At 72.8% G+C, this 13,730-nt stretch carries 12 protein-coding genes; 3 read left to right on the plus strand and 9 right to left on the minus strand.

All coding sequences use genetic code 11. The annotated features are described in order from the left end of the window. Positions 1–49: 49 nt before the first annotated feature. Complete coding sequence (locus tag ACH41F_RS18505) at positions 50–1,051, plus strand: GlxA family transcriptional regulator (RefSeq protein WP_398836583.1); 1,002 nt, start codon at positions 50–52, stop codon at positions 1,049–1,051. A gap of 224 nt (positions 1,052–1,275) precedes the next feature. On the opposite strand, the gene ACH41F_RS18510 is transcribed toward ACH41F_RS18505, so the two are convergent. From ACH41F_RS18510 to ACH41F_RS18525, 4 genes are all read right to left on the minus strand, one after another. Beyond that, on the minus strand, positions 1,276–2,493 hold the full coding sequence (locus tag ACH41F_RS18510; protein WP_398836585.1) for an MFS transporter: 1,218 nt from the start codon (positions 2,491–2,493) through the stop codon (positions 1,276–1,278). 137 nt (positions 2,494–2,630) lie between these two features. Beyond that, positions 2,631–3,680, minus strand: a complete 1,050-nt coding sequence (locus tag ACH41F_RS18515; protein WP_391234211.1) for an alcohol dehydrogenase catalytic domain-containing protein — start codon at positions 3,678–3,680, stop codon at positions 2,631–2,633. Continuing rightward, positions 3,680–4,831: an acyl-CoA dehydrogenase family protein gene (locus ACH41F_RS18520; protein ID WP_391234210.1), complete on the minus strand. Its 1,152-nt coding sequence runs from the start codon at positions 4,829–4,831 to the stop codon at positions 3,680–3,682. Before ACH41F_RS18520 ends, ACH41F_RS18515 begins: the two co-directional genes overlap by 1 nt. Before the next feature lie 131 nt (positions 4,832–4,962). After that, complete coding sequence (locus tag ACH41F_RS18525) at positions 4,963–5,868, minus strand: SDR family oxidoreductase (RefSeq protein WP_398836588.1); 906 nt, start codon at positions 5,866–5,868, stop codon at positions 4,963–4,965. An 84-nt stretch (positions 5,869–5,952) separates the two neighbouring features. Here ACH41F_RS18525 and ACH41F_RS18530 point away from each other — a divergent pair, with 84 nt between their 5' ends. Next, positions 5,953–6,888 (plus strand): cyclase family protein, encoded by a 936-nt coding sequence (locus tag ACH41F_RS18530; protein ID WP_398836590.1) that lies wholly within the window; start codon positions 5,953–5,955, stop codon positions 6,886–6,888. A gap of 411 nt (positions 6,889–7,299) precedes the next feature. On the opposite strand, the gene ACH41F_RS18535 is transcribed toward ACH41F_RS18530, so the two are convergent. The 4 genes from ACH41F_RS18535 to ACH41F_RS18550 all read right to left on the minus strand — a co-directional run bounded on the left by ACH41F_RS18535 (position 7,300) and on the right by ACH41F_RS18550 (position 11,480). Next, positions 7,300–7,773 (minus strand): ATP-binding protein, encoded by a 474-nt coding sequence (locus ACH41F_RS18535; RefSeq protein WP_391234423.1) that lies wholly within the window; start codon positions 7,771–7,773, stop codon positions 7,300–7,302. A 509-nt stretch (positions 7,774–8,282) separates the two neighbouring features. After that, the gene (locus ACH41F_RS18540; protein WP_398836592.1) at positions 8,283–9,149 is read right to left on the minus strand and encodes an acyl-CoA dehydrogenase family protein; all 867 of its coding nucleotides are present in this window, start codon (positions 9,147–9,149) and stop codon (positions 8,283–8,285) included. Between the two features lies 1 nt (position 9,150). After that, the gene (locus tag ACH41F_RS18545) at positions 9,151–10,284 is read right to left on the minus strand and encodes an acyl-CoA dehydrogenase family protein (protein WP_398836595.1); all 1,134 of its coding nucleotides are present in this window, start codon (positions 10,282–10,284) and stop codon (positions 9,151–9,153) included. Further along, on the minus strand, positions 10,284–11,480 hold the full coding sequence (locus ACH41F_RS18550; protein WP_391234205.1) for an amidohydrolase family protein: 1,197 nt from the start codon (positions 11,478–11,480) through the stop codon (positions 10,284–10,286). Before ACH41F_RS18550 ends, ACH41F_RS18545 begins: the two co-directional genes overlap by 1 nt. Positions 11,481–11,581: 101 nt before the next feature. Between ACH41F_RS18550 and ACH41F_RS18555 the strand changes: the two genes are divergently transcribed. After that, positions 11,582–13,090, plus strand: a complete 1,509-nt coding sequence (locus tag ACH41F_RS18555) for an AMP-binding protein (protein ID WP_391234204.1) — start codon at positions 11,582–11,584, stop codon at positions 13,088–13,090. Here ACH41F_RS18555 and ACH41F_RS18560 read toward each other — a convergent pair. Beyond that, a complete protein-coding gene (locus tag ACH41F_RS18560; RefSeq protein ID WP_391234203.1) occupies positions 13,069–13,581 on the minus strand; it encodes an EF-hand domain-containing protein in 513 nt (170 codons plus the stop codon). The genes ACH41F_RS18555 and ACH41F_RS18560 overlap by 22 nt on opposite strands. Between the last annotated feature and the right edge of the window lie 149 nt (positions 13,582–13,730).

A 13,730-nucleotide genomic window follows, 5' to 3' on the forward strand; every position in this document is an offset into this window, starting at 1 on the left:
CCTGTCCCGATCGAGTGGCCCGAAGGACAGCATTCGTTAGGATCGGGCCATGAGCCGTGAGCCGGAGTTCCGCCCGCACCGCGTCGTCGTCCTCGCCATGGACGGCCTGCTCCCCTTCGAGCTGGGCATCCCGCACCGGATCTTCGACCGCCCCAAGGACGCCGCGCACCGGCGCCTCTACGAGGTCGTGACCTGCTCGATCCGGCCGCCGGGCCCGGTCCGCACGGACTCCGACTTCGACGTCATGGTCCCCAACGGCCCGGAGGCCCTGGCCACCGCCGACACCGTGATCGTCCCGGCGTCCTACGAGTTCGGCCCGGTCTACGAGGAGGGCGTCCTCACCCCCGAGCTGGCCGCCGCGCTCGCCCACATCCGCCCCGGCACCCGGCTCGCCTCCATCTGCACCGGCGTCTACGTCCTCGCCGCCGCGGGCTACCTCGACGGCCGCCCCGCCACCACGCACTGGGCGGACGCCGAGCGCCTCCAGCGGCTCTTCCCCCGCATCAAGGTCGACCCGGACGTCCTGTACGTGGACGACGGCGACGTCCTGACCTCCGCGGGCGTCGCCGCCGGCATCGACCTGTGCCTGCACATGGTCCGCCGGGACCACGGCACCGCCGTCGCCAACGCGGTGGCCCGGCGCACGGTCGTACCGCCGCACCGCGAGGGCGGCCAGGCCCAGTACATCCGGCGCCCGCTGCCCGAGCCCCAGGTGTCCGGCACCACCACGGCCCGTGCCTGGGCGCTGGGCCGGCTGCACGAGCCGATCCAGCTGCGGGACATGGCCGAGCAGGAGTCGATGTCGGTGCGGACCTTCACCCGCCGCTTCCGCGAGGAGGTCGGCATGAGCCCCGGCCAGTGGCTGACCCAGCAGCGTGTGGAGCACGCCCGCCACCTGCTGGAGACCACCGCCCTCTCCGTCGACCAGGTCGCCCGGGACGCCGGTTTCGGCACGGCCCAGTCGATGCGCCAGCACCTCCAGGCAGCGCTCGGCGTCACCCCGACCAGCTACCGGCGAACGTTCCGCACGGGGAGCGGGATCAACGGCTAGGCGCCCCACGGCGTGAGCGCCCACCTTCCCGGGCGGCATCGCCCCGTGTCGGCGACACCACGCGAGCCCGGCGGGACGGCGTCCCCGGCGCCGGCCGGCCCGACGGGACCGCCGGACAGGCCCGTCGTGGCCCCGAGCCCACGGCAGCGTCAGGAGCGGCCAGCCCTGCCCGGCCCCCGAGCCCAAGGCACCGCCAGAAACCAGCCGCCCCAGCCCGCGCAGCGTCAAGCGCGGCCCGCCCGGTCCCCCACAGCCCCCAAGTCCTCGGCGGCGTCGGCCGGCACCGTGGCCTCCCGGCGGGTCTCTCCCCACCACCCGAGCGCCGTCAGCAGCAGTGTCAGTGTCACGCCCGCCAGGATCGCCGTGGACGGGGTCACCACCTGGAGCAGCCCGCCGACGAGGGACCCGGTGACCGCGTACCCCGCGCCCGCGGCCGCGTACATCACGGAGTACCCCGCGGCCAGCGCGCCCGGCGGCACCGCCTCCCGCAGGGACAGGTTGCGGGTGATGAGCGCGCCCGACTGGAGCATGCCCGCCAGGACGAGGGCGACCGCGATCCCGGCCGCCCCCGGTATCAGCGCGGCGAGGCTCACGAAGACCGACATCCCGCACATCAGCACCACACTGCGCCCCCGGAGCCGCCCCGGCCACGAGCGCAGCCCGTACACGAACGCCCCGAGGCCCGCCCCGACGGCCAGCCCCGCCAGCATCGGTCCGGACCAGCCGACGCCGATGCCGCGCTGTTCCAGCAGGGCGGGCAGCGTCAGTTCCGCCAGGCCGAGCAGGGTGAGGCTCGCCGCGCCCGTGACGTACACCGGCCAGGCGCGCAGCAGCACTCCGACGCGCCCGGACTCCCCGCCCCGCTCGCCCGTGTCCCAGCGGGCCGGCAGACACCAGTGCCCCGCGATGGACAGCGCCATCAGCGCGGCCCCGAGCAGCAGCGGGAGTCTCGGCGCGACCCCGAGGGCGAGCCCGGCGACCGCGACCGGGGAGACGGCCCACACCCCGGACATCAGCATCGACTCGGCGGACAGCGCCTGTGTCACGGACCGCTCCGGGACCAGCGAGGTCAGCAGCGCCCGCTGCCCTCCGGCGACCGCGGCCGGTGCCGCCCCGGCCAGGAACGCGAAGACCGCCAGCACCACGGGATGCGCCCCGGCCAGCGCCCCGAGCCCCGCGAACCCGGCCGCCCCGCCCGCGAGTCCGAGCGCCAGATGCCGACGGCCCCGCGCCGGGTCCATCCGCATCCCGAGCACCGGCGCCCCGATGATCTCGCCGATCACGTACGCCGTCGCGAGCGCCGCCCCCAGCGTGTAGCCGCCGGGGCGCTCGCGCACCAGGAAGACCAGCGCCAACGGGGCCATGGCGACCGGCATACGGGCGGCGACGGCGGTGCAGGACCAGATGAGCACCGGTGGGGTGGCGACGTCTCGGTAGGTCATGAGTCGAAACTACGACGCGGCACCGACAGCGCCCCATGAGTTTTCCGACGCCTGTGGAAAACCCTGGGCATGTCCACAACTCCCGGCGATGCGCCCGGCCCTCACGGCACCGTGACCCCGGCCAGCATGCCCTCCGTTCAGAAGGTCAGCACGCCTCTGGCCACCTTCCCCGCCTCCGCGTCCGCCGCCGCCCGTTCGAACTCCTCCACCGGATAGGTCTGCGTGACCAACTCGTCGAGCAGCAGGCGCCCTTCCCGGTACAGCTCGGCGTAGAGCGCGATGTCGCGCTGGGGCCGCGAGGAGCCGTAGCGGCACCCCAGGATCGACTTGTCCAGGAACAGGGACGCCACCACGAAGGACGCCTCCGCCCCGGCCGCGGGCATCCCGAGCAGGACCGCCTGCCCGTGCCGGTCCAGCAGGTCCACGGCCTGCCGTACGAGCTCGACGCGCCCCACGCACTCGAAGACGTGGTCCGCCCCCGTGGGCAGCAGTTCCCGCACCCCCTCGGCTGAGGTCAGGAAGTCGGTCGCCCCGAACTGCCGCGCCACCGCCTCCTTCGCCGGATTGGCGTCGACGGCGACGATCCGCAGCGCCCCCGCGATCCGCGCCCCCTGAAGGACGTTGAGCCCGATCCCCCCGGTCCCGATGACGACGACACTGTCCCCGCGGTCCACCCTCGCCCGGTTCAGCACGGCCCCGACCCCGGTCAGCACCCCGCACCCGATGAGCGCGGCGGACGGCAGCGGGATGTCCCGCGGGATGCGCACCACCTGCACGGCCCTGACCACGGTCCGTTCGGCGAAGGCGGAGTTGGAGGCGAACTGGAACAGCGGCCGCCCGCCCAGCGAGAACGGCTGTCCGGGCCGCCCGATGGCCTTGCGGCACATGGTGGGCCGCCCCCGGTCGCAGTCCGGGCAGGTCCCGCAGTTGGCCAGCGTGGACAGCGACACATGGTCGCCCGCCGCGACGTGCGTGACCCCCTCCCCCACGGCCTCGACGATCCCCGCCCCCTCGTGTCCCAGCACCACCGGCACGGGGAAGGGAATGGTGCCGTCGACGACCGACAGATCGCTGTGGCACAGCCCCGCCGCCGCGACGGCGACCAGCACCTCCCCCGGCCCCGGTCCCCGTACCTCCAGGTCGTCGACGACCTCGACCCGCTTCCCGTCGAACACCACGCCGCGCATCACACAACCCCCTTGGGTTCCTTCGGCAGCCCGAGCACCCGCTCGGCGATGATCGTGCGCTGGACCTGGTCCGAGCCGCCGTAGATGGTGTCGGCCCGGGAGAACAGGAACAGGTGCTGGAACGCGTCGAGTTCGTAGGGCGCGGCGGCCGACCAGTCGGCGGGGCCCACGCCGGCCCGCACGCCCCGCACCTGCATCGCCAGCTCCCCGAGCCGCTGATGCCACCCGCCCCACAGCAGTTTGGCGACGCTGGAGGCGCCCGTGTCGCCCGAACCCCCGAGCGTGCGCAGGGCGTTCCATCGCATCGCCCGCAGTTCGGCCCACTGCCGGACCAGCCGGTCCCGTACGACGGGATCCGTGACCGCACCGCTCGCCACGGCCGCCGCCACGACGCGCCCCAACTCCTCGGCGAACCCGATCTGCTGGGCGAGTGTGGACACCCCCCGCTCGAACCCGAGCAGGCTCATCGCGACCCGCCAGCCGTCGCCCACGCCCCCGACGACGTGCTCGGCGCGCGCGTGGGCCCCGTCGAAGAAGACCTCGTTGAACTCGCTGGTCCCGGTCATCTGCCGGATCGGCCGCACCTCGATCCGCCCCGGTTGGTCCATGGGCACCAGCAGGAAGGACAGGCCGTGGTGGCGTACGGAACCCGGTTCACTGCGGGCCAGCACGAAGCACCAGTCGGCCTCGCGTGCGAGCGAGGTCCAGATCTTCTGCCCGGTGATCCGGTACGCCCCGTCCGCGTCCCGCTCGGCCCGGGTGCGCACCCCGGCCAGGTCGGACCCGGCGCCGGGTTCGCTGTACCCCTGGCACCAGAGTTCGTCCCCGGCGGCGATGTCCGGCAGGAACCGGGCCTTCTGCTCGGCCGAGCCGTGCGCGAGCAGGGTGGGTGCCAGCAGGTTCTCCCCGATGTGCCCGGACCGCGGCGGCGCCCCGGAGCGCGCGTACTCCTCGGCCCAGACGACCTGTTGGGTGAGTGTGGCGGTCCGGTTGCCGTACCCGCCCTCGGACCATCCCAGCCCGATCCACCCGGCTTTCCCCAGGGCGCGCTCCCAACCGCGACGGTCCCGCTCAGCCGTGACATGTGCGCCGAGCCACGCCCGAGCCTCCGCACGGAAGGCCTCGTCCTCAGCGGTGAACCCGAAGTCCACGGACCTCTCCTCCAATACGCCGGATGCGCCGACTCACCCAGGGGCGCGGGGAACTGCGCGACACGCCACGACGAACCCGCAGCCGTCACTCACCGATCCACGTCCCCCTGGGGCCTGTTGTGCACGTGGCCCTAGGCGTTGGGCCGTTCCCCCTCCCGCGCCGCCCTTTCCATCCCCGCCACCCGCGACAGCATCGGCATCGGGTCCACCCCCACCGTCCCCGGCAGGAACTCCGCGATCGTCTCCGGCGTCCACCCGCCGGAGGCGTACGCCGCGCGCAGTTCCCGCGGCTGGGCCCACACCGCGATCTTCGGCCCGGCGACCGTGTACACCTGCCCGGTGATCTCCCGGGCCCGCTCCGAGAGCAGGTACACGACGAGCGCGGCCACGTCCTCCGGCTCCCCGATCTCCGCCAGTTCCATGGGCACCCCGGCCGACATCCGGGTACGGGCCACCGGCGCGACGGCGTTGGCGGTGACCCCGTACTTGCTGAGACCCAGTGCCGCGCTGCGCACCAGCGAGATGATCCCGCCCTTGGCCGCGCTGTAGTTGGCCTGCGAGACGGACCCCTGGTGGTTTCCGCTGGTGAACCCGATCAGGGTCCCGCCCCGCTGCCGCCGCATCACCGCGGAGGCCGCCCGGAACACGGTGAACGTGCCCTTCAGATGGGTGGCGACCACCGGGTCCCACTCCTGCTCGGTCATGTTGAACAGCATCCGCTCGCGCAGGATCCCGGCGACGCAGACGGCCCCGTCGAGGCGCCCGTAGGACGACAGCGCCATGTCGACGATCCGTTGGCCGCCCGCCATGGTCGAGACGTCGTCGGCCACCGCGACGGCCTCGCCGCCGGCCGCCTCGATCTCCTTGACGACCTCGGCGGCGACCTCGCTGGTCGGCGATCCGCCGTCCACGGACACCCCGTAGTCGTTGACGACGACCGACGCTCCCTCGGCCGCCGCCGAGAGTGCCACCGCCCGTCCGATCCCGCGCCCGGCCCCGGTCACGGCGATCACCTTGCCTGCCAAGAAGTTCCCCACGCCCGGCCCCTTCCCGCGGTTTCTGACGGACCGTTAGATTTTATGACCCGTCAGACACCCGTAGACAAGCCCCGGGGAGCACCGATGCCACTGACCGCGATGCATCCGGCGTTTCACGACATCGCCAAGCGCGTGAACAACTGGGGACGTTGGGGCGCCGACGACGAGATCGGCACCCTCAACCTGATCACCGACGAGGTGGTGCGGCAGGCCGCGGCGGAGGTCAGGACAGGCCGCCGGGTCCCGCTCGCCCTCCCGTTGAAGGAGGACGGGGTGCAGAGCGGGATGATCCCGGGGCGGATCAACCCGCTGCACGCCATGACGCAGATCAACCAGGAGATCTTCGGCCCCGGCACGGTCGCGTGCAGCGACGACGCGGTGACCATGGGGCTCCAGGCGGCCACCCACTGGGACGCGCTCACCCATGTCTCGCACTCGGGCAGGCTCTACAACGGCCGCCCGGCCGGCACCATCACCGCGCACGGCGGCGCCGAGTTCGGCGGGATCGACAAGGCCCGGCACATCGTCTCGCGCGGGGTCCTGCTGGATGTCGCCCGTGCGCACGGCACGGCCCGGCTGGGCAGCTCGCACGCCGTCACCCCGGAGGACCTGGAGGCCGCCGAGGAACTCGCGGGCACCCGCGTACGGGCGGGCGACATCGCGCTCGTACGGACCGGGCAGGTGCAGGTCTACCTGGCGGGCGACAAGCACGCCTACGGCCATCCGTCGCCGGGGCTGTCGGTCCGTACGCCGGAGTGGTTCCACGCCCGCGATGTCGCGGCGGTCGCGAACGACACGCTGACCTTCGAGATCTTCCCGCCAGAGATCGAGGACCTGTGGCTGGCGGTGCACGCGCTGGACCTCGTGGAGATGGGGATGCTCCAGGGCCAGAACTGGAATCTCGAAGAGTTGTCCACAGCCTGTGGAGAAGAGGGCCGCTACACGTTCCTGCTGTCGGCCATGCCCGAGCCGTTCGTCGGCGGGACGGGGACGCCGGTGGCGCCGGTCGCCGTCCTGTGACCCGGCGGGCGCGGACAAGGCCGGGCGGCGGCACCCGGACACCCGCCCCCGAGCAGGGCGTCGCGTGCCGCCGTCCGGCTCCGGCGTACCCGCCCCGACTCCTCCTGGCCCCGAAGGGAGCCGACGCCGAATCACGACCCACACTCGCCGAGGGCTCCCGTCACCGGAGCCCTCGTCGTCCCCTCGCGGCGAATCGCTGACCACAAGCGTGAGCAAACGGGCACGTGGCGTCAACGCCCGTCCTGGGATTTATCGCTTACGCACCCTTTGTGACGGGCGCGCACGGAAGCACGTCCCGGCGCACCGCCCCCGGACCGGCCGACATCGGCCGGTGCGCCGTGCGACCGTGCACCGGCCGCGCGGCCCGCGGGCGACGGCGGTCTGCGGCACCGCACCCCGTGGCGCGGCGGCTCAGACGGCCTCGTACGCCAGCCCTTCGTACCCCTCGAACGCCGGGGCGCCGCCGCCGAAGGTCGCCGGGGCCTCTCGGCCGCGGGCCGCGCAGCGGTCGAGTTCGCACCAGATGCGCTTGCCGGCCCCTTCGAGGGTCCAGCCCCACCGGTCGGCGAGGCCGTCGACCAGGGCGAGACCGCGCCCGCCCGTGGCGTCACCGTCGACGCAGCGCGGCACCGGGGCCCGGCCGCTGGCGTCGGCCACCTCCAGGCGGACGGTGGCCTGTTCGGTCGCCGTACCGGGCAGCGACAGCAGCAGCACGGCCGGCCGGCCGGTGTGCACCACGGCGTTGGTGACCAGTTCGGACACGAGCAGGACCACGGTCTCGGCGAGCGGCTCGTCGGCCCCCACGCCGGACCGGGCGAGCCGCGAGCGGGCCCACCTGCGGGCTCGCCCCACCTCTGCGGGGTCGGGCCGGATCTCCAGCTGCACTTGAAGCACCTGCACCGCTCACACCATCCGAACCGGCAGACACATAGCCTCGCGCCTCACGAGGGCCACGATCGTAGCCATTTTTTGCATGGCCAGAACAATGGCCAACGCCGGGGTCACAGAACGTGATTCCCTTACGAGACAGCATGGTTGACGTACAGTCACCCCAACAAGCGCTTCGGGCATATTCCAGCGCGAAGGAGTACCCCGGTGGCATACTGTGCGACGCTCGCTGCGGGAAGTCGAACAGGTGGCGGCCGACGGCCCACCGACCCGGCGAGAAGCGACGCGCACCGCCGCATCCGGAGCCGCCCCAGAGGCAACACCGGCACCGCTCGTGCTCGGAACCACTCGCATCCCACAGAAGGTACCGGAGCGACGCGCCGACTCCAGGCCGTGACGGGTCACGCATAGGACACAACCCGATATCAACGCTCCGTGACCCCGGTGTGCCACGATCCGCGACATTCGCGGGACGGACCTCGCGAGGCGGCCCGGTACGGCGCCTGTCAGGCCGTCAGCTCGGCCGCGAGCAGCTCCTCGCTCTCCGTGCGGCCACCGCCGCGCCGCGCCCGCACCCACGCCCGCTTCAGATGCAGATGCACCTCGGACTCCCAGGTGAAGCCCATGCCGCCGTGGATCTGGAGGCAGTCGCGGGCGCCCTGCTCCGCGGCCTCGTCGGCGAGCAGCCGGGCCGCGGCGATGTCGGCCGGGTCGGCGGTGACGGCGGCGGCGTAGACGGCAGCACGGGCCACCTCGGCCCGCACCAGCAGCTGTGCGCAGCGGTGCTTGACGGCCTGGAAGGCCCCGATCGGCCTGCCGAACTGCTCGCGCGTCCGGGCGTGTTGCACCGCCAGCTCGCACACCCGGGTGGCCGTCCCGAGCTGCTCGGCGGCGGTCAGCAGCACGGCGACGGGGTCGGTCGCCGCGGCCCCGGGTACGCGGTGCAGCGGCGTCAGCGGGTCGACCGACCGGAGGGGCACGGCACCGTCGGCGTCCCCGTGGACCACGTCGGCGGCGTCCAGCCACTCCACGAGACCGGCGTCGACGGCCGCCACGACGACCGAGCCGTCGGCCGCCCCGGGCACCGTGCCCGCGGCGAGGTGGGTGGCCACCAGCGGGCCCGGCAGCAGCGCCCGCCCGGCCTCCTCGAAAGCCAACACCGTCTCGCACAGCCCCAGTCCGACCCCGCCCCGCGCCTCCGGCAGCCGCAGCGCGAAGAACCCGGCCTCCCCCAGCTCCCGCCACAGCGCCCGGTCCAGTCGGCCGGGTGCCGCCACGGCCGCCCGCAGCGCCTGCGCGTCGAAGCGCCGGGCCAGCACCTCCCGGACCCCGCCACGCAACGCCTTTTGTTCTTCGGTGAGTTGGAAACGCACGTCAGGACCCTTTCGGCAGCCCCAGAACCCGCTCGGCCACGATGTTCCGCTGGATCTCGGAGGTCCCGGCGGCGATGGTGTACGACAGCGAGGACAGCCGGTCCAGGACCCACGGCCGGTCGAGGTCCAGGGCGTCCGGGCCGAGGACGTCGGCCGCGGTGTCGTACAGCTCCTGCCGGGCGTGCGAGTAGCCCAGCTTGAAGACGGAGCCCCCGACCCCGGGCACCCCGCCGGACGCCTGCGCCTCGCTCACGTTCCACTGCGTCAGCCGCCACAGCGCCCGGAACTCGGCGTTGAGCCGCCCGAGCCGTCGTCTGAGCTCCGGCTCGTCCCACCGGCCGTTCTTGCGGGCCTCGGCGGCGAGTTCGCGCAACACCCGTCGGCACGCGACGACTTCGCCGACGAAGGCGGTGCCGCGTTCGAAGGACAGCGTCACCATGGTCACCCGCCAGCCGTCGTTCTCCGCCCCGACCCGGTTGCCGACCGGCACCCGCACCTCGTCGAGGAACACCTCGGCGAACTCGGCGGACCCGGCGAGGGTCCGCAGCGGCCGTACGGTGATACCCGGCGCGTCCATCGGCAGGGCCAGCCAGGTGATGCCGCGGTGCTTGGGGGCGTCCGGGTCGGTCCGCACCAGCAGCTCGCACCAGTCGGCGACCTCGGCGTGCGAGGTCCAGATCTTGGACCCGGTCACCACGTACGCGTCGCCGTCCCTGCGCGCGCGGGTCCGCAGGGCCGCGAGGTCGGACCCGGCGTCCGGTTCGCTGAACCCCTGGCACCAGACCTCCTCGCCGCGCAGGATCGGCGGCAGCCAGCGGGCCCGCTGCTCCTCGGTGCCCTCGGCGGCGATGGTGGGCCCGGCGTGCAGCAGCCCGACGAACCCGGCGCCCACATAGGGCGCGCCGGCCTTCTCGGTCTCCTCCAGGAAGATCAGCCGCAGGGTGGGCGAGGCGTCCCAGTGCACGTGCCCGTACCCGGCGTCGTACAGCATCCGCTGCCAGCCGAGGTCGTGGGCGCGCCGCGCGGGCCAGTCGTCGGGGGACGGCCGGGGAGGCAGCGTGGGCAGCGCGGCGGCCAGCCATTGTCTCAACCCCGCCCGGAACTCCTCCTCCTCGGGCGTGCACGACAGGTCCATCAGCGGTCGAGGTCCAGGCCGAGCATGCGGATGGCGTTGCCCCGCATCAGCTTGTGGACGGTCTCGTCGTCGAGGCCCTTCACATGGTCGAGGGCGACCTCCTTGGTGTGCGGGAAGGTCGAGTCGACGTGCGGGTAGTCGGTCTCGAAGGTGGCGTTGTCCCGGCCGACCACGTCCAGCGAGGCCACCCCGTGCTTGTCGCGGAAGAAGCAGCAGAAGATCTGCCGGTAGTAGTACGTCGACGGCGGCTCGGGGACGAGGTCGCGCACCCCGCCCCAGGCGCGGTGCTCCTCCCACACGTCGTCGGCGCGTTCCAGGGCGTACGGGATCCAGCCCATCTGGCCCTCGCTGTAGGCGAGTTTGAGCCGCGGGAACTTCACCAGCACGCCGCTGAACAGGAAGTCCATCATCGAGGCCATGGCGTTGTTGAAGCTGAGGGCGGCCTGGACGGCGGGCGGGGCGTCGGGGGAGGCGGCCGGCATCTGGGAGCTGCTGCCGATGTGCATGTTGACGACCGTCCCCGTCTCCTGGCAGACCGCGAAGAACGGGTCCCAGTAGCCGGAGTGGATGGAGGGCAGGCCGAGATGGGTGGGGATCTCGGAGAAGGTCACCGCCCGCACGCCCCGCGCGGCGTTGCGCCGGATCTCGGCGACGGCCAGCCCGACGTCCCACAAGGGGATCAGGCACAGCGGGATGAGCCGGCCGCCGCTGTCCCCGCACCACTCCTCGACCATCCAGTCGTTGTAGGCGCGCACACAGGCGAGCGCGACCTCCTTGTCGTGCGCCTCGGCGAAGGTCTGGCCGCAGAAGCGCGGGAAGGTCGGGAAGCACAGCGAGCCCTCGACATGGTTGAGGTCCATGTCCTTCAGGCGCTCGACGGGGTCCCAGCACCCGCGCCGCATCTCCTCGCGGGTGATGCCCTCCAGGGTCATCTCGTCGCGGTCGAAGCCGACGGCGGCGATGTTGCGCTTGTACGGGAACTTCAGGTCCTCGTAGATCCACCAGTCGGTGGGCGGGCCGTCGGGGTCCATCGTGATCTGGTACTTGCCGCCGACGTAGGCCAGTTCACCGATCCCGGCGGTGAGCGGCTGCGGGCCGCGGTCCCGGTACCTGGCGGGCAGCCAGGTCTTGAACAGGTGCGCGGGTTCGATCACATGGTCGTCGACGCTGATGATGCGGGGCAGTTCGGTCGGCATGATCCCCTCCGCCGGACGGTGTTCACCTGACAGGCACTATCTGATGGATCGTCAGATAGCATGTCACCTGACGAGTCGTCAGCCAAGCAGGGGGGCCACCCGTGAACGAGACCCCGCACTCCCTGAGTTCCGCCCGCACCCTGTGGGACCTGCTCGCCCGCCGCGCCGACCTCACCCCCGACCGCCCGGTCCTGCTCCAGGACGACCGCCGCGTGAGCTTCGGTGAACTGCGCGCGCGTGCCGAGCGGGTGGCGGCGGGCCTGTACGACAAGGGCGTACGCCCCGGCACGGTGGTGGCCTGGCAGCTGCCGACGCGCATCGAGACCGCGGTGCTGACCTTCGCTCTGGCCCGGCTGGGCGCCGTGCAGTCACCGGTCATCCCCTTCTACCGGGACCGCGAAGTCGGCTTCGCGCTACGGGAGTCGAAGGCCGAGTACTTCGCCGTACCCGGCCGCTGGCGGGGTTTCGACCACACGGCGATGGCGCGGCGCCTGGGCGCCAAGGGCGTCTTCGAGGCGTACGACCGCCTGCCCGACGGCGATCCGTCCGCGCTCCCCGCCCCACCCGCCTCCGGCACCTCGGTCCGCTGGATCTACTGGACCTCGGGCACCACCTCGGACCCCAAGGGCGTCCTGCACACGGACCGCTCCCTCATCGCGGGCGGCTCCTGCCTCGCCCACGCCCTGCGCCTGTCTCCGGACGACGTGGGCTCGATGGCCTTCCCCTACGCGCACATCGCGGGCCCCGACTACACGGTCATGTTGCTGCTCTACGGCTTCCCCGCGGTGATGTTCGAGCACTTCGCGCTGCCCGACGCGCTGGAGCAGTACCGCCGGCACGGGGTGACGGTGGCGGGCGGGTCCACGGCGTTCTACTCGATGTTCCTCGCGGAGCAGCGCAAGCGGCCGCGGGAGAAGGTGATACCCACCCTGCGCCTGCTGGCCGGTGGCGGCGCGCCCAAGCCGCCGGAGCTGTACCACGCCGTCGTACGGGAGATGGGGGTGCAGCTCACCCACGGCTACGGCATGACCGAGGTGCCGATGATCACCATGGGCTCACCGGACGACACCGTGGAGAACCTCGCGACGACCGAGGGACGGCCGCCGGAGGGGATGGAGATACGGATCGTGGACGGGGAGGTGCGGCTGCGCGGGGAGGCCGTGTGCCAGGGCTACCTGGACGCGGGACAGACCGCGGAGGCCTTCGACGAGCAGGGGTTCCTGCGCACGGGGGACCTCGGACACCTGACGGACTCCGGGCACCTCGTCCTCACCGGGCGCCGCAAGGACGTCATCATCCGCAAGGGCGAGAACATCTCGGCGAAGGAGATCGAGGACCTGCTGGCCGCGCACCCGGCGATCGGGGACGTGGCGGTGATAGGCCTGCCGGACGCGGAACGCGGCGAGCGGGTGTGCGCGGTGGTGGAACAGCCGCGCGGCGCCCCGGAGCTGACCCTGGAGGCGCTGGTGGCGTACCTGCGCGCGGAAGGGCTGTCCGTGCACAAACTGCCGGAGCAGCTGGAGGTCGTGGACGCCCTTCCGCGCAACGAGACCTTGCGGAAGGTGCTCAAGTACCAGCTGCGCGAGCGCTATTCGGGGACGGTGAAGTAGCGGGCGAAGGCGGCGACGACCTCCTCCTCGCCGATCCGGCCGTCCCCGTCGGTGTCGAGCGCGCCCGCGGCGGAGCCCGCGACGTCCGGTGCCACGCCGAGGATCCGCAGCACACGCGCGGTGTCCTCGACGGTGGCCGTCCCGTCCCCGTCCGGGTCGGCGACGGCGAGGGCCGCGTGCAGGAAGGGCCGGGCGATCTCCGCGAACCGCTCGGGGTTGTCGCGCAGCCGCTTCAGGGCGCCGTTGACGAACTCGGCCCGGGTGATCCGCTGGTCCCCGTCCCGGTCCGCCATCCCCGCCATGCCCTGCCAGAACGCCTCCGCGCCGATGTACAGGGCCTGCCCCTTGTCGGACCGCGCCGCCGTACCGAACTCCGCGAGCAGCGCCTTGGCCGCCACGTTGAAGTCCTCCCGGTCGATATAGCCGTTGCCGTCCTGGTCGAAGGTGGCGAACCGGCCGGCGATCCTGCGCTCGTACTCGCTGCTGACCATGTCTTCTCGGGCCGCCTTACATCACGTGGGGTGCATCTGGATCGGAGCGTACGACGCCGGGCCCGGGCGGGGAGCGGGAAAGCGACGGTTGTGCCGGGACCGGGGGAATTTCGGGACAACGGTGTGGCGAGGCGGTGATGTGGGCCACA

Origin of the sequence: Streptomyces sp. NPDC020489 (genome assembly GCF_044386545.1) — a bacterium.
Classification (GTDB): domain Bacteria; phylum Actinomycetota; class Actinomycetes; order Streptomycetales; family Streptomycetaceae; genus Streptomyces.